This window comes from Streptomyces sp. AMJ-169 (genome assembly GCF_055597585.1).
The window spans coordinates 482,435-499,745 of record NZ_JBVLTJ010000001.1; the positions used below are offsets into that span (position 1 = coordinate 482,435).

Sequence of the window (17,311 nt, forward strand, 5' to 3'; positions counted from 1 at the left end):
ACGCCTCACGGTGCCGTCTCCTCAACGTCCCGGAAGTTCACGCGCGCCCTCCATGCGTCACGAAGCTGACGGGCGATCAGAGAGAGTGCGGCGCTCTTCTTCGGCCCGTACCCCAGTTGCCCATGCCGGTCAAGATCGTTCCATTCGTCGGCCATGTCGTCCAACACGTCGATAACGGCAGGGTCCATCAGCATGAACTGATTGTCGCTCAACAGGGCTCCATGGGATCTTCGAACCCACTCACGGTGAGTGGGTTCATGATGCGGGGGTCGGTCAGAAGTGGGGGAGTCGTGCACGGCCGGCGTCAAGGGCCGAACGGATCGCATCGCGGCGTTCCTGTTCGGCGCGTCGCCAACCCGCATCCGTTCGACTAGCGGAACCCGCACGATCCGCCCGTGAAGCTTCCTCGGTGAGCCATGCGGCGAGCTGGCGTGCCTGATTCGGGGCCATCACGGCACGGTCCGCCGGAACGGCAAGGCTGATCTTCCCGGGCTCCGACGACTGCACGAAGCCGACGACGCGCCCCCGCTCCGCCTTGAGTTCCGCCTTCGTCTCGGTGGTGACGCGGATCATCTCGTGTTACTCCTTCGGTGTGAGGCCATTCATCGCGCATGTCTGCCACGGTGGTAGACCCATGCCGATGAGGAATTCGTCCAGTGCGTTCACGCGGAGAGCGCCGGTTGCAGGTAGGTGAAATCGTGGGAGTCGACCTGTACGGCAGAAGTGGCCCGGAAGACGACTTGCCCGTATCTGCCGACCCGTGCGTCCCTGTCGGGAACGTGGTACGTCCAGACCCTGAACCTGCATTCGTTCAGGGCCTGTAGCCAGCCGTCGAACCACTGATTGAGTGCGCCCACGGAGTTGAACCCGCAGCGCTCGTACGCGGATATCCCCCGAAGGTACGGATCGGCTCCGGGGCTGGGATGGGTCTCATTGCTGTGATCGGATGCCATGTGCCAGAGCCGCGAAACTGTCGCGTGGTCCAAGCCGGCGCACGTGTACGGGCCGGCCGGGAATCCGTCGTCCAGCGCGTCAGCGTGCCCAACCCGCCAAACCTTCACGCGGTCTTCCCCTTCGTTGTGGGCTTGTAGTGCTGCGTGCTCCGGGCCGGATTCGAACCGGCGTCATTCCGGGCAAGGTCCCAGTGCTCTATCCGCTGAGCTACCGGAGCCGTGTCGTCAGCGGCTGAAGCACCGCATGCGCTTGATGAGCGGCACCGATTCGGCGAAGGAGTGGCGCACGGTGCTGATCACGTCGCCCGCGCGGTTGCGGGTCGTGAACTCGATCTCGTGGGAACCGTGCACGCGCTGAGTGGTGACCGCGTGACCGGTGGGAAGGGTGAAGGTCTGCATGGTGAAGCTCCGTTCTCACGTCTCTGTCTTGCGGTAAGTGAGTCGGTGACCCGGGGCGGAACCGGTCAGTTCCGCCCCGGGGCGAAGGGGGTTACTTGCGTCCGCCGTGGGTGTTGTTCGTGGCGGCGGCGGCTTCCAGAGCCTTCGCGAACGCGGGACGCTCAAGGGCCACGGACGCCACGTAACGCTTCGCGAACGCCTTCCGGCCCTTCGACCGGTGCGCGCGGACGTTGACCGGCGTCATACCCAGGAAGGCGCACAGACCCTCAAGGTCGCCGGAGTCGCCCCAACCGAAGTCGGCAGCGCCCTTGATGCCGAAGGAGTGGACGAGAACAGTGCGCTGAGCCTCGCCCATGGAATCCAGTACGGCGTGCACGCGGACGTGCTTGTCGGCAGATTCCGCGCGTCGGTCGTCGTTCACGTCGCGAAGATCGTCGGCAAGGGCGCCTTCCGTGGCTGTGGAGGCAGCGGCAGCGAGCACACCCATGGCGTCCAGTACGAAGCGGCGAGTCTCCGGGTTACGGGGGAGTGTCACCGTGTCCTCAAGCGACGCAACGAGCGCGGGCAGGGTGGAGGCGAAAGCGGCCGGAGTCATGCGCTGGACGACGACGCCCGCGTACCGCTCAAGCACCCTCAGTGCCTCAAGCGCGGCCCCGTGACCCACCTTGGGCTGAACATCCGCCGGAACGTCGTGGACGGTAAGCGTGTTGGCAAGCGAGCCTTCTGAGTCGTCGTTGACCGTCACCTTGTCCAGCGAGACGGCACCCAGCCACGCCATGTGGGCAGCACGCGCACGGTCCGCGCTGAGCCGGCGACCGACCGGGGGGATCGTCTGGGACAGCTTCTCGGCTTCGTGAGTGTCCCCGTCAGCGGCTTCGACCATGGCTGCGAAGATCTTGACGGCGTCGGGGTCGATTCCGCCGTTGCGCTCTTCCCGGACGGTGTCCTTGAGGGTGTTTTCCATCGTGACGAACATGAAGCGCTCGAACTCTTCGACGCTGTCACCTTCGTAGCGTCCGAGCGCTTCCCACGCGGAGACTCGGGCGACCTGGGTGAACTCGTCGCGGTAGGTGGCGAAGTGGTGTCCGCCGTGGGGCGCCATGCGGCGAGCGGCCTTGCCGGAGAGGTGAGCTATTCGGCTCTCAAGGTGGTTGACGACGTCAGCCACGGCTCCCAGGTCGTTGTTCTGGGCAGCGCAAATGGTGTCGACGGACAGCACTGATTGACTCCCTAAGTCGGTGTGATTCCGGGTGAGGGAGTCGGTGACTTAGGGAGCGACGGAGCGCGTCACGGCCTGTTTCACGGCAAGGTTCGCCCCCGTTTGGGCAGGCGAAGGCGACTAAGTCACCGACTCTTGCCGACGGGGGCTGATCAGGTCCGGTCCGTCGTGCTCCACGAACATAACTTCAACCTACTCACGGTGAGTAGGTTGGAATCCGTGGCGTGGACACACGATGCACACGTGACGCATGCAAGCGGAACTGATGATTCAAAGGCGTGACCGGGGGCCCTCCTTGGGTAGGAGGGGTCGGACAGTTCTGGGCGGCGCCGTTACCTTCGGTTCATAGGGGCGGAGCGCCGGGAGATTCAAGGTACTCACGGTGAGTGGGTTAAATCATTGTTATGCGTGCGTGATTATTTGGGTTAACGGCGTCAGACGTCGGAGCCGTACAGCGAGCCCCACGAGCGACCGCCAACGTCCGCCGTGGCTACGACCGGCACGCCGAAGAGGTCCATGGTCATGCACTTCTCGAACTCGCGCGCCACATCCTGAGCGTCCGACTTCGGGGCGCTGAACACGATCTCGTCGTGGATGGGGAGTTTCATGAACTCCAGAAGCCCCGCGTCCCGCATGTTCAGCATGGCTTGGCCCAGCACGTCACGCGCCGCGCTCTGGCACTGATAGTTCACGACCGCGTACATGCGGTGACGGTCCAGTGGTAGCCGGCGACCCGTGACCGACACGGTAACGAGACCTGTCGACCGTGCTTCCCGCTGCCAACGCGACGACGCACGCTTGATCTCAGGGAACACGCGGTCGTACTCCGCGACAGCCCGCGCAATCTCCGCTTCAGCCGCACCGGTCTGGCGCGCAATCGTCGCGACGCCGCCGCCGTACACCTTGCCGAATCCCGCCGCCTTGAAGACTTTTCGATCACCCTTCGTTGCGCCTTCGCCCTTGATGAGCTGCGCCGTGAACATGTGAATATCGAAGTCGTCCCCGCCGTTGACGAAGCCTGCCGTCATGCGCTTGACGCCAGCCAACGCGGCCAACACGCGCATCTCGATCGCTTGGAAGTCGACGGAGCCGACCACATGCGACGGAGCGTCGCCCACTACAGCGCGCCGGATCATCCAGTCAGAGGACGGGAGATTCTGCGCTGAGAAGTCGCCCGATATGGACATGCGGCCCGTGCGCGCCTGAAGGGTGTTGATACTCGGGTGGATGCGGCCGGCCGGGTCGACGTTCTCGGCGAACTTGTCGGCGTAGGTGCCGCCCCACTTGAGCGCGCGCTTGGCCCGAAGTACAGCCTCGGCCAGGGGATTTGGTGTGCGCGCACCGATACGTTCCCAGTCTCGGTCAAGGTCCGCCAACGACAGCAATACGTTCTTGTCGACCTTGAGCGCGCCGGTATTCGTCCGCTCGGTCAACGTCTCGCCCATGCCCAACAGGGCTTCGGAAACCTGGGCGCCGGAGTTGACCGACCCCACGCCGTACATGGCCGCCAGCGCTTCGTACTTCGCGGCTTCCTCGTGCAGCATCGTGCGAAGCGTCGCCACGTAGTCGAGATCGAGCATGAGCCCTGTACGCTGCATGTACGCGCACATGTACGCAATCTCATGCTCGTACGCCACGAGCCGGCCGCGCACCCCAAGCCGCGCGTGTTCCGCGTCAAGCTTTGGATTCAGCCGCGCCGTGTAGATCCCGTCAAGACCGGCGTACAGGTTGTAAGTGGGGTGCCGAAGGCTGATGCCGGCCCACCCGGTCGCCTTCGTGAACCCCAGCGAGTTGAAGACTGCCGTCAAGTCGCCTTGTGTGTCGGGCGCGTTGGGGTCGACGTAGAACGCGCTGAGCGGCTTCAGCGCGGTACCCGTGCCGCCTTCCTCAGGCTGACGCGGATCAACCAGAATGGCCTTGATCCGGGTATCTGTCGTGCGGGGCGCAAGCGACTCCATGGACACGGACGTATGCGCGTCCAGTACGAGCCAATCGAAGGGCGCATTGTGGATCAGGAAGCGCGGGCAGTGCTTCAGCACCCATTCCGCTGCCTCTTGGAACCTGCCGCCGCGCTCCCAGTGGATCACCCAAGCTTCGTGCTCGGTGCCGAACTGGACGGTCCGAAGGCGGAAGTTCGCCCGGTAGACATCAAGCCCGGTCGTCTCGGTGTCAAGGGCAAGTTCGGGTTTGCTGCGTGCCCAGTGCATGAACTCGCGAAGGTCCGCTTCCGTCTCTGGAACGCGGATCGTGACGACGTCTCCGGCGACGCCGTGTCGGTAGATGATCAATGGGGACTCCCTTCCCAGCTCGTTTGCCAGGAAGGGAGTCGGTGACCTACTCGCCCAGGTCTGCCCGCCGGTCGTCCAACCGCGCCTTCAGCTCGCGGAACGCCACGAACGCCTGATGAGGCACGACCCCGTTGCCAATCCGCTCAAGTTGCTCTTTGTGTGTCAGTCCAGGGACAGCCGTGACCCAACCGGGCTCCAGACCCATAAGCCATTCCGCGAACTCCGGACTGAGCTTCACGCCGCCACGTGGGCCGCGTACAACGGGAACCGGAGCGGCACGGCCACGGATGCACTCCCAGCGGTACACAGCCGGCGCGAACTCGTTCCACCACTCGGCGGGGGAGTGTGGTCCGTCGTCGGGCAAGGCGTCTTCCGGCGTGACGTTCAGCAGGAAGCAGACTTCGTCCTCAAGGGTCGGTCCATGCCCGCCTGCCCGCCGCTTGTCCGGGTGCTGCGCGCTGCCGTTGCTCCCGAGGTTCGCCGTGGGTGTCTTGAACAGCACGTCGGCCCGGTCGCGCGGGAACAAGCGGGCAACAGCCGTGACTAGGTCATCGCCCCCAGCTCCGGCACGCTCACGCTTCGCGAAGTCCGGCCCACGGCTAGCGTCCGACGCCATGGGAGTCGGAAGGAGTGGCAACGCAGAACCATCGACGCCGTACGTGCGGGGCTCCGATATCGGAAGCTCGTATAGCCGTCCACGCTGCGTCATACCCGATTTCGTGAAGCGATGTGAGCACAGCCGACTGTCCCCGATTTCGGATCGCTCCCACGTTCTCCAAGTACACGTATCGCGGTCGAAGAAGCCGTATGCCTTCGGCGATGTCGAACCACACTCCGCTTCGCTCACCCTTGATCCCCTCACGCTTTCCCGCATCGCTGATGTCCTGACAGGGGAACCCTGCCGTGATCGTGTCGACTTCACCTTTGAGGTCTTCCCAGCGTGCGTAGCGCACGTCACCGATGTTCGGCGCGTCCGGGAACCTGTAGGCCATCACCTCGCACGCGGCCCTGTGTACTTCAGCGGCCATGACCACCTTGTCGCCGGTCAGTGCTTCGACCGCCAGACCTAGCCCGCCGTAGCCCGCGCACAATTCCAGAATCGGCATTGCGTGTCTCCCTTGTCGGTCACCCGTAAGGGAGTCGGTGACCAGTCGTCTGGCCTAGGGGGAAACGCAAAAGCCCCGGAACCTACTCATCGTGAGTGGGTTCCGGGGCCCGCGTACTCAGTCTTGGGAGAAGATGCCCGATCCTGAAGGTGGCGCGTCGGCCATTCGGACACCCACGAGTGCGATTCCGCTGCGCGTCTTCTTCTTCGTTACGTTGCGCTCTTCCATGGCGCCGTAGAACGCCTTACGCGACCACACTTCCGATGACTTCAGCCCTTCGGCTTCACACCAGTCGCGGTAAGTGTTGTATGCGTCGGCGCCCGGAAGTACGTGTGTGTCGTCCGCCTCTTCGAGCACGCCGGGAAAGAAGCCGGCGAGCGCATCGGACGTCGCCCTGTATTCCCGCGTCGCACTCGTGATGGACTCGGGGTCACCCAACCCGCTCGCGTACCACTCCACAGCGCCGCGCACGGCCCAAGTCACGATGCCCGCTGCTTCCATGCGAAGCTTCCGGTCAAGGCTGTAATCCCGCTCGTGCGGTGCGAAGTACCGTGTGAAAGGGATCAGTTTGACCCTTCGCCACAGCCCCTCATCCTGAGACTTGAACTTGGGTTTGTGGTTCGTCGCCAACATGATCAAGAACGTCGGCGCGAACGTGAAGAACTCTTGCCGCAGGAATCGCGCGGTGACCCGATCCTTGCCCGTTACGCGCTTCAGGACGGCTTCCGACATGGGCTTGCCCGACTCGCCTTCGGACGCCATGACGAGACGCGAACCCCGTAGTGCCGCAAGATCGTTCGGAATACCCCCGCCGTTGCCCTTATCCTCAAACGTCGCGAAGGGTGTCGTCTTCGTGATCCTGCCGAACACGTCTGCCAGCGTCTCCGTGAACACCGACTTGCCGTTGGCGCCCTTCCCCCACAGCACGGCAAAGCACTGTTCAGACGTGCTTCCGGTGATGCCATAGCCGACCAGCCGGCGGACGTAGTCGACGAGATCTACGTTGCTCGGAAAGATCTCGGTGAGGAACTGTTCCCAGCGGAGCGCTTGAGCGTTCGGGTTGTAGTCGACCGGTAGGGAAACGGTAAGCATGTCTGCGGAGTCGTGCGCGCGAAGGGCTCCCGTGCGAAGGTCGACGACGCCGTTGCGGAAGCTCAGGAGGTGGGGTTTTGCGTCGAGCTCTTCTGCGTCCACGTGGACCGACGGAACTGACCGCAGCTCTTCCAACAGGTTGTTGATCTTGGACGTCATGGTGAAGCCCTTCGCTTCCTTGACGTAGCCGGCCAGCACGAGCGCTGCACCCATGGCATGGATCTCTTGACGCACCCGGATCGCGCTCTTCACCCAGGTCACGCCGTCCCACACGAAGAACCCGAGACCCTGGGCATACTTGATCCGGCCGTTGGTCCACGCCACAAGGGCATAGGCGTTCATGGCGTCCGCGTCTTCGCCGTATGTGCCGACGAGTTCGCCCAGAATGCGCGCCGCTTCCGTGCCTTGGTCGCTGGACACCTGAACGGCGCCGGTCCGGGTCGCCACCTCTGCCTTCCGGTGCTGCGCCTCAACGACTGCACGGTCGACGACGGGCTTCGCGGCCTTCACGGCGGCGTGAAACGCGCCGGCGAAGTGCGTAGCGGTCGACGTCTCTACCGTGTGCTCACGCCAACGTGTCACGTCCGTCTTCGGCCCCAGATCCGGAATCGGCAGCGCGAAGACCTCAACGCCGAACGGCCGTAGCCCCTCAGCCAACGCCCGGTTGAACCGCTGACCTGCGTCGTCGTTGTCTCCGGCTGCAACCACCTGATAGCCCTTCAGCTTTACGGCAAGCTCCGCCAACAGCTCCGGGCTTCCAGCAAGGGCGGCACCCCGTATACATACGGCGTCGTAGCCCAGGGCGGCGGCGGTGAGCCCATCTCCCGGACCTTCGCTGACGACGATCACGCCGTATCCGGCTTCGCCCCGGAACGTGCCGTACTGCGCCCAGCGCTCACCCTCGGGGTTGCTCAAGCTCACCCAGCGCCCCGTGCAGTCGCCGGACAAGTCGCGCCCTTGCGCACCCCGGGCCACACCGTCGAAGTCGTACAGCGGCACCACGAGCCGGGGGAATCGAGCGAACGACTGGGACACGAACGAGGGTGGGAACTGGGCAGGCGCCGCGTAGCGGAGTCCGAGACGTTCCGCGTCGTCAGCGCTGACCCCGAAACGATCCATAGCGTACGCGTTGCACGCCGGATCGGTGCCCGTGGAAAGCAAGGTGCTCAGCCACGTACTCAGCGCTGCGACCGGGGCGGCACCCACCATCTTCGGCTTCTCCTTCGAGACGGTCATGCCTTCCCCGGTCGCGTTGAACAGGTCGGGCCATCCCAGACCAGCGGCCTTCACGACGTCTTCCGTGCCGCAGCCTGCACGGCACGTCATCCGTACCTTCAGGTCGTCGCCACGCCAGATACGCAGTGAGGGATCAGTGTCTCCATGAGCCGGACACAGTGCGAGATACCCCCCGTCGTCTCGTGCCGACACGCGCCGAAACCGGCTCAACAGCTCTCGGAACTCCACAACGGCCCCTTTCAGTGGTGCTTCAGGAACCCGTTAGGGAGTCGGTGACTAGACCTCTTCTCGAAGTCTCCAGGTCCGCGCTTCCCGCCTCCGCAGAACCTTGCGCCACAGTCGTGTGTCACGTTTCGCGTCGAAACAGCCCCTACAGCGGGGACACGTACGGTGGCCGGCCAAGCGGCTGTTGCGCAGCATTCCCGGCATCAGAACGTCTCCGCCCACTGGGCAAGAGTCTTCGCGCCCTTGCTGAGATTGCAGCCGGCACACGCGGGCAGCATGTTCGACATCTTGTCGGCTCCGCCCTTGCTCAGTGGCTGCACATGGTCAAGGTGCGTCGCCCGCGCGTTGCAGTAGGCGCACCGGTACCCCCAGCGGCGCATGATCTCCGTGCGGCTGTACGGCTCGTGCTCCACGCCGTACGACGTCGCCCGACGCTTCTGGCTCAGTTCGTGCCGCTTGTCCACGGGAAGCCGCCGGTAGTATTTCTGGATGTGGCGACGTCTCCGCTTGTCCCGGCACGGCTTGCATGAGCACTTCGGTTCATGCGCCACGGCGCACCCACTGAACGTCAGCGCCACGCCCAACGGCATGCCGTACTGCGTCCACGTAGCGGCACCACTCGGGACGCTCACGTATGGGCCGTTCGATCAAGAGACGGTCGCCGTCGCCTGCCTGCCGCACGTCCCCCGGAGCCGGAGCGCTCCCCGACGTAATGGTCAAGTCCATACCGAACCTACTCACTGTGAGTACCTTGAAATGAAAGAAGCCCCGGCGCGAAGCTCGTTGCTCCGCCCGGGGCGTCTTCACGTCTACCTGTCGTCTTCGTTCTGTTCGCCGGTTACGTTGCTGCGCAGCAACCGCACATGGGTGGCCGCGACATGCTCAGCGCGCAGAGTCTTGCGGGGCTCGAACCCGGAGTCTGTACCCGTAGGCTGAACCTTCAGCATGGGGAACTTGCGCCCCTCAACTCGGACGAAGTAGATCCGGCGAACGATCGCGTCCGACACCCGTACGCCGTTCTCGCGCCGCGCCGCATAGCTGATCAGGTCACCTCGGTACAGCGCTTCGCCGGCATAATCGGTGACCGTGTTGCGTTTAGCCACTCGACCCCCTAGCGGTACACGGGGTCGAAGTCGTCTGCCGAAGGCACACCGAACCGTACACGGCGTTCGCGGAGTACAGCACGGCGTGCTTCCGGAGGGAAAACCCAAAGGGGAGTCCTCACCGTGTCGTCATCCTTGTTGCTCAGCGCGCGCGCCCAGTCGTACGGGGCCGGCTGATCGAGCTTGGTCACTCGGTGCCCGTAGTGTCGGCGTACGCCTTCACGACCTTGATGACCGGCTTCGTGTACGACACGAGCTTGCCGCGCATCGCCCCCTTCTTCGGGGTGTACTCCACAAGCTCAAGCTCAAGGAAGGCGAAGACCGCCCCGCCCTTGCCGATCCGCTCCACGTCGTCTTCGGCTTCGTGGAGCACCTTGAACAGCGTCCATGAACCGGTTTGGAACTTGAACTTTCCAAGCTCCGGGTCGTGTGCCAGGGAGAAGGTGACCGTGATGGACGGATTCGGTGCGTCGAAGTCGTTCGCGGCGGACTTCCGCTCATCGAACAGGCGCGGGCAGCCGCACGGGGTGCCGATCAGCGACTCGTCCTTGTCGTTGGACAGGAAGTCGAATCCGTCGCAGTGATGCTTGAGCTTGCCATTGATCCACTGCTTCATATCCCAATGGATGCCGTCCGGCTCGAGGATCACAGGCACCTTCGCCGCGTCGGTGAAGACGTCGATGAAGTTTTCCGAAGGGGATTCCTCGTTCTCGACCGGGGCCCCGCCGAAGAGCTGGGCCACGACGTCCGCGACGGTCTGTTCCCCCGTGGAGAACCGCCACTCCGACAGTGCCACGGGGACGTTCTGACCCTTCTCGTTCTTCTCGGAGAAGCCGGAGTGCAGCCGGCCAACGGAGTCGTCCGCGTACGTCTCGCGCTTCTTCGGCTTGTTGTCTTCGTCGCCGGCCCAGATCGAACGCTTCGCCATACTCGCTCCCAAGTTCCGGGGGCTTGCTGCCCTCTTCACTTGTGGGTAAGGGAGTCGGTGACCTGGGAAAACGAGAAAGCCCCCCAACGCCGATTAGGGCGCTGAGGGGCTGTCAATCACTTGCTCATGAGGCAGCGTGCGGGTAAGTCCGTGACCTTGTGGAACCTGTACATGGAACAGGGCGCGGCAAAGTGCATCCAAGCGCTACCGAGCAACAGCGTGAGCACGAGCGCGGCGCCAATAACGGCCTTCATGCGCGGGTCTGCTCCTTGCGGCCCAACAGGGCGTTCAGCTTCGTGTGAATCGCAGCGAGCGACGGCATATCGAGCCCCGCGATGTAGGCGGCATTCACCGCATCTGCGCACTCGTTGATCACGTCCACAACCTCATCGGCCTTCAGGTGAAGGCTGTACGGGTGCGTACGCTTCGTGTGTGTGGCGCGCATACTCAGACCCCCTTCGCAGGACTGTCCCCGAACGTGGCGCGAACGTCAGCCTTGCGGCGTTGCCTGTCCACGATGTTCTGCTTCAACGCATCCACGGTTCGGACCACGTCGACACCTGACCTGTCCACACCCGCACACATCTCGTCCACGACGAACGACCCGATACGCATACGCTCGCGGAGCTGCACGCGCACATCCGAATCGTGAAACGGATACCGCCCCGGAGACACGCGCCAGAACCGTTCGCCGCGACTCAACGAGCCCGCCGCTGCGTACCGGTCACGAGCCGCGAAGTCGATTTCCGGGCTATCGGCTTCCCGATCACCTTCCGACTCAGGTCACGGTCCCAGTCGAACGTGTCGCGAAGGTGAAGGAACTGGGCGAACACAGCGTCCCCGGTGTCGACCGGCTTGAACGCCCAGGTCTCATCCGTGATGTGGAGCACCGCAGCGCCGTCGAACTCCGGCATCGGCTCGATCTCGCCCGTCTCGCCGTTCATCACGAAGTCGGCGCGCTCGTACGCCGCAAGCTGAAGAGCGACGTCCGGGTAAGTGTTCTTCCCCGTCTTCCAGTCGCCCATGATCAGGTGCCGCTTACCGGATCGGTCCGGGGTCGGCTTTCCGTCGGCGTCCAGCCACACGTACAGCCACACGTCGAATGATCCCGCGTAGCCGTGGGTGTCGCTCCACGCGACGTCTTCGGCGCGTACGAACTCCGGGTTGACCGCCTCAAGGAATTCGCGGAAGTGGTCCACGTACGGCTGAAGGTCGCTGCGGACACGGCCCACGTACTCACCGCGCATGATCCGTTCGAACAGATCGTGCGCTTCGGAGCCGACGTCAGCACGGACCTTCGTGTACCGGCGGGCTGCGCCGCTGAGGTACTGGACGGCGCCGGCCTTGTCACGATGGGCCATGTCTTGAATGAACTCGATGCTGTCGACGGCGAGTTCAGCCGTCATCTTCGCGTTCCACGGCCCCAAGAAGTTCTGCTTGGGCAGCATGCCGATGATGGACGTTACCCCCGGGTGGATGACGTCCCTGTTCTCGGGGTGCACGTAAAAGCGGCTACCGCCCCGGTAGACCGTTCGGACCTTTCCCATGGTCGCTCCCTTCCTCACTTCTCAGGAAGGGAGTCGGTGACTGTGACGCAGCGACGAAGAGACGCGGAGCCCGGATTACCTATAGAGCCTCTTATGTGAATCCTGAAAGTAAGTCACTCCGTCACACCGTCACCCGTCCCAGGCCAGCGCTGTGTTCCACTGTCCGGACGTGACGAAGCCCCGCCGGCCGCAGTGACCAACGGGGCTGGTGTGGGGTGTTCAGCAGACGGGGGGCCGGTTGCTGTCGCTGCAAATCTTGCCGTCTGGATAGTGCACCCAGACAAGAGGCCAACCGCGAATCATCTTGACGGGCGTCAGCTCGTGGCACCCGGAGCACTCGCGCCGTTCCCGTCTGCCACGCATCACCACAGCGTGGCTACTCCTCAGGCTTCGCGAGCGCGGACACGTCAAGGTCGAACGCCTCTACGGCTTCCCGGATCATCTCGTACAGTTCCGCCTTCACCTTGCGTTGCTGCGCCGTACCCTTGACCTTCGCGAACCGCTTGCCCGCAAGCTCAATGTCCTTGCGGATCTTGGCGACGGCTTCGGTCGTGCGCTCCACGTCAGTCTTGCCCTGCAAGGCCGCGTCCAGCGAGTCAAGTTCGCCTTCGGGAATCTCTTCCTTCGTGGCGTTGATCGCTTCCGTCAGCTCTTCGACGCGCGCCGTGTCACCCAGGTCTTCGGCGGTCTCTAGTTCCTTCGTGAGCTTCAGAACCTTCGCTACACGACGGTTGATGTACATCTGTTCCGAGCGTCCGCGCACAGGGAGTTCCACACCCTTCGCGGCGTACAGATCACGGATCGCCTGTTCCGTCGACAGCTCCGGGTCCGCCTCGACAGCGTCAGCGGCAGCAGGGAAGATCTCCCGCAGAAGCACCATGTCGTGTTCGCTGTCACGGTCGTACCCGCGCAGCCACTCCACGAGAACATCAGATGCCTTGTTCTGCGTCGCCTTGATCAGCGAGGCGTGCGACGCGCGACGGTCAACGTCGTCTTCGTCAATCTCCTTCAAGACGTCCGCGTATACCTTGCTCGCGGCATTACGAGTCGGCTTCATGCGCCAAGTGAGGTCCGGAAGACCTGTCTGAGGGTCCACCATGACCTGACGGATCGTCAGAAGAACCCTTGCCACCTGTTCCCCGGCGGACGTGAGCTTGAGCCCCGCGTCTACACCCTTGCGCATTTCCGTGACGCCGTGTGTGATCAGCGCGGGAACGCCCTCCCACACCATCGGGTCGTCATTCAGGGCAGCTTCCGTGGACGGCTCCGGCTTCGTGGTTGCGGCCTTGAACGCGGCGTCGCGAGCGGAACGCAGCACCGTACGCTTGCCGGCGGGCAGCGCGATGATCAAGGTTTCCGCGTCATCCTTCAGCTTTACGGCCCCCGCGTCGTCGCTACCCGGAGGAATGGCCTTGATATGGTCCACAATGTCGTGAACCTGGGACGTTACGGCGTCCACGTCGACCGGCCCGGACGCGGCGGTCTTCTTCGCTGTCGTCTTCTTTGCTGCGCTCTTCTTCGCGGCAGGGGGCATGGAAGCCTCTCCTTCGGTGCGCGGGTAGGCGTAACTTTCGCCTGTGTCCCGGTTCATGATCGTGATGGCTACGGCTGAGCTGTTCGTGTACGCGGTGGAAACCAAGCCGTCAGCGGCACGCTCCGCCTCTTCCTGCGAGTAGTGAGCCCTACTCGAAGACTTCTCCTGGGTGGCGTACTGGAAGGTCAGTCGCCACGGAAGGCGCGTCCCCCTCTTGGGCATGCTGCCCACCCTTTCTTTCCCTATGCATGTCATGCAGGTGACCGGCTTGCCCGTGAAGCGGAACTTCAGCAAGGCCATGGCCGGCGTGCTGTACTTCGGGAACGGGTGGTCAACCGTCGCGTCCCTGAAGTGCACCTTCCCGCTGTTCACGCTGACGACGTTCATGGTCCCTACCTCACTCTAGGCTGAGCCTAGCGGACGATCGTGCGACATGTGGCCCTTTCACGCGAATAAGTACGGACGCCGCCCGTGGTGCCAGTGGGGCGACTGAACCTACTCACGGTGAGTGGGTTCATTAACCTACTCACGTGAGTAGGTTGAAAGCAACCGGGAACGCAAAAGGCCCCACCCGAACCGGCCCGGAGGTCAGTCGGGTGGGGCTTTGCTCAGCCACGCAGAAGCATCAAGTTGTCGACGATGCGGGCAAGGTCTGTCACCGTGTCACTGTTGGAAACGGTGAGGTCGGTGCGGAACTCGTCCAACTCCGTCTCGCTGTCGTGCGTGCCGGCCTCACCGGCCAGTCCGCCCCCGGGGCGCGTGATCCGGATCAGCTTGAATCCCTTCCGGTGAAGATGCTCGGCTTCGTTCAGGTATCGCACATCGGTCACGACGACGGGGAGGTCAAGGCGCCGTACCGCATCCATGGCCGGCTGCGTGGCCCGAACCCAGAACTCCGGATCGATCTGACGAACCGCCTGTCCGTAGTGCTGAAGGATTCTGCGGGTCTCGGGGAATGTCACCTTCGTGTACTCCCATCCGAAGCGCCGAACGACGTCCGCGAGACGGATCGGGATGCTGCCCGCGTGCCCGATGATCGGATTGACCGCCAGCGCCGCAGCCTTCAGTCGATCTGCGAACGCTACCCTTTGGTATCCGTGCCGGCCGGTCATGATCCCGGCCATGGTGTCCTTGCCTACCTGGGCGTGGCCGATCAGCCCGACATCTCGGTACCGTGCCATTTGTGTGTCCCTTCGCTGCTGTCGGTCAGGAAGGGAGTCGGTGACTAGACCCCGAGAAGCGCGTGAATCGCCCCCATGACTGCTGCCCCGGGGAAGTCGGGCTTGATCGCTGTAGCCGCCGCTACCACACCCGCAGCGAAACCGATGATGGCTTTCCGGTGCGTCTTCGCGAACGCGGTCATGCTGCCCGCGCGTGAAGGCTTGCTGTGCTCACCCATGCCCACCCCCTCTACGCCGTCGCCGTGAAGCCGTACTTCGCCGCGAGCTTCCGCAGCGACTCAAGCCCGACTGATCCGGTCGCCTCGCTGCCCGTGTACCCGACACGTCGGCGGAACGCCGCGTACGCGTCATCAGTGAGCGTGCCCCAAGAGCCGTCTACGTACTTCTTCGGAAGGAGCCCCTCAGCTACCAGGGCATTTTCCACTATCAGGACTTCGTCCCGGTAGGTGGTGTGCCCGGTAGCCGCCGGGATGTCCGCAGCGCGGGCTTTGTTCAGGTGCGCCACGCTCACAGTCGGCTTCGTCGCCGGCGTCGTCTCCGCTACAAGAACCTTCGCGCGCTTCACGATCTCGGGAAGCTGGGCGATGATTGCCGACCCTGGGCAGGAAGGGTGACTTCCCCACGCGGCACCGCCCATGGCGTGGTACCCGAGTCCCCGGCCGTTCGGGGTGAACGTCACTTGAAGCGGCACGCCGTAGGTGCGATGCACCCATGCGAGTACTTCGGCGTTCCGGTCGAGTTGGGCGTCGGTCAGCGTGTTGCCACCGCGCCCCTCGTTCTCGATGGACAGCCACGACGGGTTGCCGCCTGCCTGCGCCCAAGCCCTATCGGTGGTGTCCACCCACTGACGGAGCTCCCCGGACCGGCCGGTGCCGAAGTGGCTGGACGACTTCGCCTTGGCGTTCCGGAACCACGCGTCGGTTCCTTCAAGGGTGCCGTCCATGATGTGGACCACGAGCCCGCGAACGGAAGTCTGCCCGCCCGCCGTGTAGTTGATCGCAATCGGCTTCCATACGGCGCCGCTGAACTTGGCCATGAACTGTTCCTTCGTGCAGAAGCCCCAGCCGGATCGCCGAGGCACGTACTTTCGTGCGTGGGTTAGCTGAGACGCGTGAGCTTCAGGGCGCAGCCGGCACGTAGGACTGTGGCAGCGGCGTTCGATGTGTTCTGAGCCCACTGAAAGGCGAGCGTGCCCGCTGCGGTTGCGGTCGTCAGCGTTCCCTTGATCGTGGTTCCGGTCGTGGCGTTGAACGTCACGACCCCTGCTATGGACGTCACGCCCACGCCGTCGTTGTCGGTCCATATCAGCGAAGCCCCTGTTGGGCCAGCCCATGAGGCACGGAGCCCGCCCCCGCCGTTCGTCCACGCACACGCAAGCTCCACGTCGTAGACGGCATTCGCGGCAACCGGGATCGTCAGATCAGGGTCGGCGGCCGGAGTGATGTTCGATGTGGCCGACGTGTCGGACGACTTCCGCACCGAAGTCACCTGCCCGGCAAGGGGAAGCTGCGCAACCGGTACCCGCGCGTCACTCCCCAGGGAGGCGACACCGCCGGCGGCACCGCGAAGACCAGCAGCGAGGGCACCAACGTCAGCCGCAGCAAGCGTTACTGCGGCGGCGCTGATCCCGTTGATGGACTGAACGACGCCCGCAGATCCCGCCGGCCCGGCTTCGCCTCGTACTCCCGTAGCCCCCGTGGCACCTTGCGCGCCTGCCGCTCCGGGTTCCCCCTTGGCACCTTTCAGTGACTGAAGCCATTCCGCCGCTGTTCCCTCGAAGCCGCTTGACACGGCCACGTCGTACGCGCTGGGGCCGGGAACGGGAACGTAGTTGGGTGCGCTCGGGTCCGTGGGGTCGACGTCGGCTAGGTCAATGACTCCGTCAGAGGTGTCCTTCGGCAGCAGTAGCGCGAAGGTGCGGGACCCGGTCACTCCGGTCAGCGTGACCTTGACCGTCCACGCCCAACCGGTCGGGTTCATGTCGGGGGAGTCGGTAGCGGGCAGCGCGACCCCCACACGGCCGTCTTCGTCTATCAGCTGACCGCGTTCGTCCAGCGTGCACACGACGGGCCCGGCTATGAACAGGTCCGACTCAGGGAAAGTCAGAGTCGGGGGACCGGTGAACGTGATAGTGCCCTTCAGCGGACGCTTCCCCGGGCCCAGGTACGTCGCCGTGACGCGTACGGTCGGGATCAAGTCCGGATTGCTCACGCGTCGCCCCCGATCATGCGGTCAATGTGCTCGCGAAGCTCTCGGTTCTCGGAACGCAGTTCCGCAACCTCAGTACGCAACGCTTCGTTCTCGACCCGCAGCGCGCGAACCTCGGCAAGCAGCTCGTCCACGCGCTTCTCAAGGGCATCGGCACGCTCGCGGTGTGATTCGGCAGCATCTCGCCAACCATCACGCGTTCCCTGCTTCACTTGCCGCCCGAGGAACAGCAGAAACACGACGGCGCCGCCCACAATCTCAGCAGCGCCCACCATCCGTGAAAAGTCCATCG

At 64.0% G+C, this 17,311-nt stretch carries 20 protein-coding genes and 1 tRNA gene; all 21 read right to left on the reverse strand.

The genetic code is table 11. From position 1 onward, the window contains the following. Window positions 1-5: 5 nt before the first annotated feature. The 21 genes from ACYUD3_RS02000 to ACYUD3_RS02100 all read right to left on the reverse strand — a co-directional run bounded on the left by ACYUD3_RS02000 (window position 6) and on the right by ACYUD3_RS02100 (window position 17,309). Window positions 6-212 (reverse strand): hypothetical protein, encoded by a 207-nt coding sequence (locus ACYUD3_RS02000; protein ID WP_470962468.1) that lies wholly within the window; start codon window positions 210-212, stop codon window positions 6-8. 61 nt (window positions 213-273) lie between these two features. Then, window positions 274-573, reverse strand: a complete 300-nt coding sequence (locus ACYUD3_RS02005; RefSeq protein WP_470962471.1) for a hypothetical protein — start codon at window positions 571-573, stop codon at window positions 274-276. 525 nt (window positions 574-1,098) lie between these two features. Then, window positions 1,099-1,171 (reverse strand) — tRNA-OTHER (locus ACYUD3_RS02010). A gap of 7 nt (window positions 1,172-1,178) precedes the next feature. Beyond that, entirely contained in the window at window positions 1,179-1,352 is a 174-nt protein-coding gene (locus ACYUD3_RS02015; protein WP_470962474.1) for a hypothetical protein, read from the reverse strand. 91 nt (window positions 1,353-1,443) lie between these two features. Continuing rightward, window positions 1,444-2,571, reverse strand: coding sequence for a hypothetical protein (locus ACYUD3_RS02020; RefSeq protein WP_470962477.1), 1,128 nt, complete (start codon window positions 2,569-2,571; stop codon window positions 1,444-1,446). A 434-nt stretch (window positions 2,572-3,005) separates the two neighbouring features. After that, window positions 3,006-4,859: a DNA polymerase gene (locus tag ACYUD3_RS02025; RefSeq protein ID WP_470962480.1), complete on the reverse strand. Its 1,854-nt coding sequence runs from the start codon at window positions 4,857-4,859 to the stop codon at window positions 3,006-3,008. Between the two features lie 46 nt (window positions 4,860-4,905). Continuing rightward, a complete protein-coding gene (locus ACYUD3_RS02030) occupies window positions 4,906-5,361 on the reverse strand; it encodes a DNA (cytosine-5-)-methyltransferase (protein WP_470962483.1) in 456 nt (151 codons plus the stop codon). A gap of 97 nt (window positions 5,362-5,458) precedes the next feature. Next, window positions 5,459-5,965: a DNA cytosine methyltransferase gene (locus ACYUD3_RS02035; protein WP_470962486.1), complete on the reverse strand. Its 507-nt coding sequence runs from the start codon at window positions 5,963-5,965 to the stop codon at window positions 5,459-5,461. A 117-nt stretch (window positions 5,966-6,082) separates the two neighbouring features. Beyond that, entirely contained in the window at window positions 6,083-8,347 is a 2,265-nt protein-coding gene (locus tag ACYUD3_RS02040; protein ID WP_470962489.1) for a phage/plasmid primase, P4 family, read from the reverse strand. 374 nt (window positions 8,348-8,721) lie between these two features. Continuing rightward, window positions 8,722-8,982 carry an HNH endonuclease gene (locus tag ACYUD3_RS02045; protein ID WP_470962492.1) on the reverse strand — a complete coding sequence of 87 codons (261 nt, stop codon included), beginning with the start codon at window positions 8,980-8,982 and terminating at the stop codon, window positions 8,722-8,724. 345 nt (window positions 8,983-9,327) lie between these two features. Beyond that, a complete protein-coding gene (locus ACYUD3_RS02050; protein ID WP_470962495.1) occupies window positions 9,328-9,621 on the reverse strand; it encodes a hypothetical protein in 294 nt (97 codons plus the stop codon). 187 nt (window positions 9,622-9,808) lie between these two features. Next, window positions 9,809-10,549, reverse strand: a complete 741-nt coding sequence (locus ACYUD3_RS02055) for a recombination directionality factor (RefSeq protein WP_470962498.1) — start codon at window positions 10,547-10,549, stop codon at window positions 9,809-9,811. Window positions 10,550-10,799: 250 nt separating this feature from the next. After that, window positions 10,800-10,994: a hypothetical protein gene (locus tag ACYUD3_RS02060; protein ID WP_470962501.1), complete on the reverse strand. Its 195-nt coding sequence runs from the start codon at window positions 10,992-10,994 to the stop codon at window positions 10,800-10,802. A gap of 2 nt (window positions 10,995-10,996) precedes the next feature. Next, window positions 10,997-11,188, reverse strand: coding sequence for a hypothetical protein (locus ACYUD3_RS02065; RefSeq protein ID WP_470962503.1), 192 nt, complete (start codon window positions 11,186-11,188; stop codon window positions 10,997-10,999). Window positions 11,189-11,247: 59 nt separating this feature from the next. Further along, entirely contained in the window at window positions 11,248-12,096 is an 849-nt protein-coding gene (locus ACYUD3_RS02070; RefSeq protein ID WP_470962506.1) for a hypothetical protein, read from the reverse strand. A 376-nt stretch (window positions 12,097-12,472) separates the two neighbouring features. Continuing rightward, window positions 12,473-14,017, reverse strand: a complete 1,545-nt coding sequence (locus ACYUD3_RS02075; RefSeq protein ID WP_470962509.1) for a hypothetical protein — start codon at window positions 14,015-14,017, stop codon at window positions 12,473-12,475. Between the two features lie 221 nt (window positions 14,018-14,238). After that, window positions 14,239-14,811 carry a deoxynucleotide monophosphate kinase family protein gene (locus ACYUD3_RS02080; protein ID WP_470962512.1) on the reverse strand — a complete coding sequence of 191 codons (573 nt, stop codon included), beginning with the start codon at window positions 14,809-14,811 and terminating at the stop codon, window positions 14,239-14,241. 44 nt (window positions 14,812-14,855) lie between these two features. After that, complete coding sequence (locus ACYUD3_RS02085) at window positions 14,856-15,029, reverse strand: hypothetical protein (protein WP_470962515.1); 174 nt, start codon at window positions 15,027-15,029, stop codon at window positions 14,856-14,858. 11 nt (window positions 15,030-15,040) lie between these two features. Continuing rightward, a complete protein-coding gene (locus tag ACYUD3_RS02090) occupies window positions 15,041-15,847 on the reverse strand; it encodes an N-acetylmuramoyl-L-alanine amidase (protein ID WP_470962518.1) in 807 nt (268 codons plus the stop codon). Between the two features lie 62 nt (window positions 15,848-15,909). Further along, window positions 15,910-17,022, reverse strand: coding sequence for a hypothetical protein (locus ACYUD3_RS02095; RefSeq protein ID WP_470962521.1), 1,113 nt, complete (start codon window positions 17,020-17,022; stop codon window positions 15,910-15,912). Continuing rightward, window positions 17,019-17,309, reverse strand: coding sequence for a cell division protein ZapB (locus ACYUD3_RS02100; RefSeq protein ID WP_470962524.1), 291 nt, complete (start codon window positions 17,307-17,309; stop codon window positions 17,019-17,021). The genes ACYUD3_RS02095 and ACYUD3_RS02100 overlap by 4 nt, the downstream gene beginning before the upstream one ends. Window positions 17,310-17,311 lie beyond the last annotated feature (2 nt).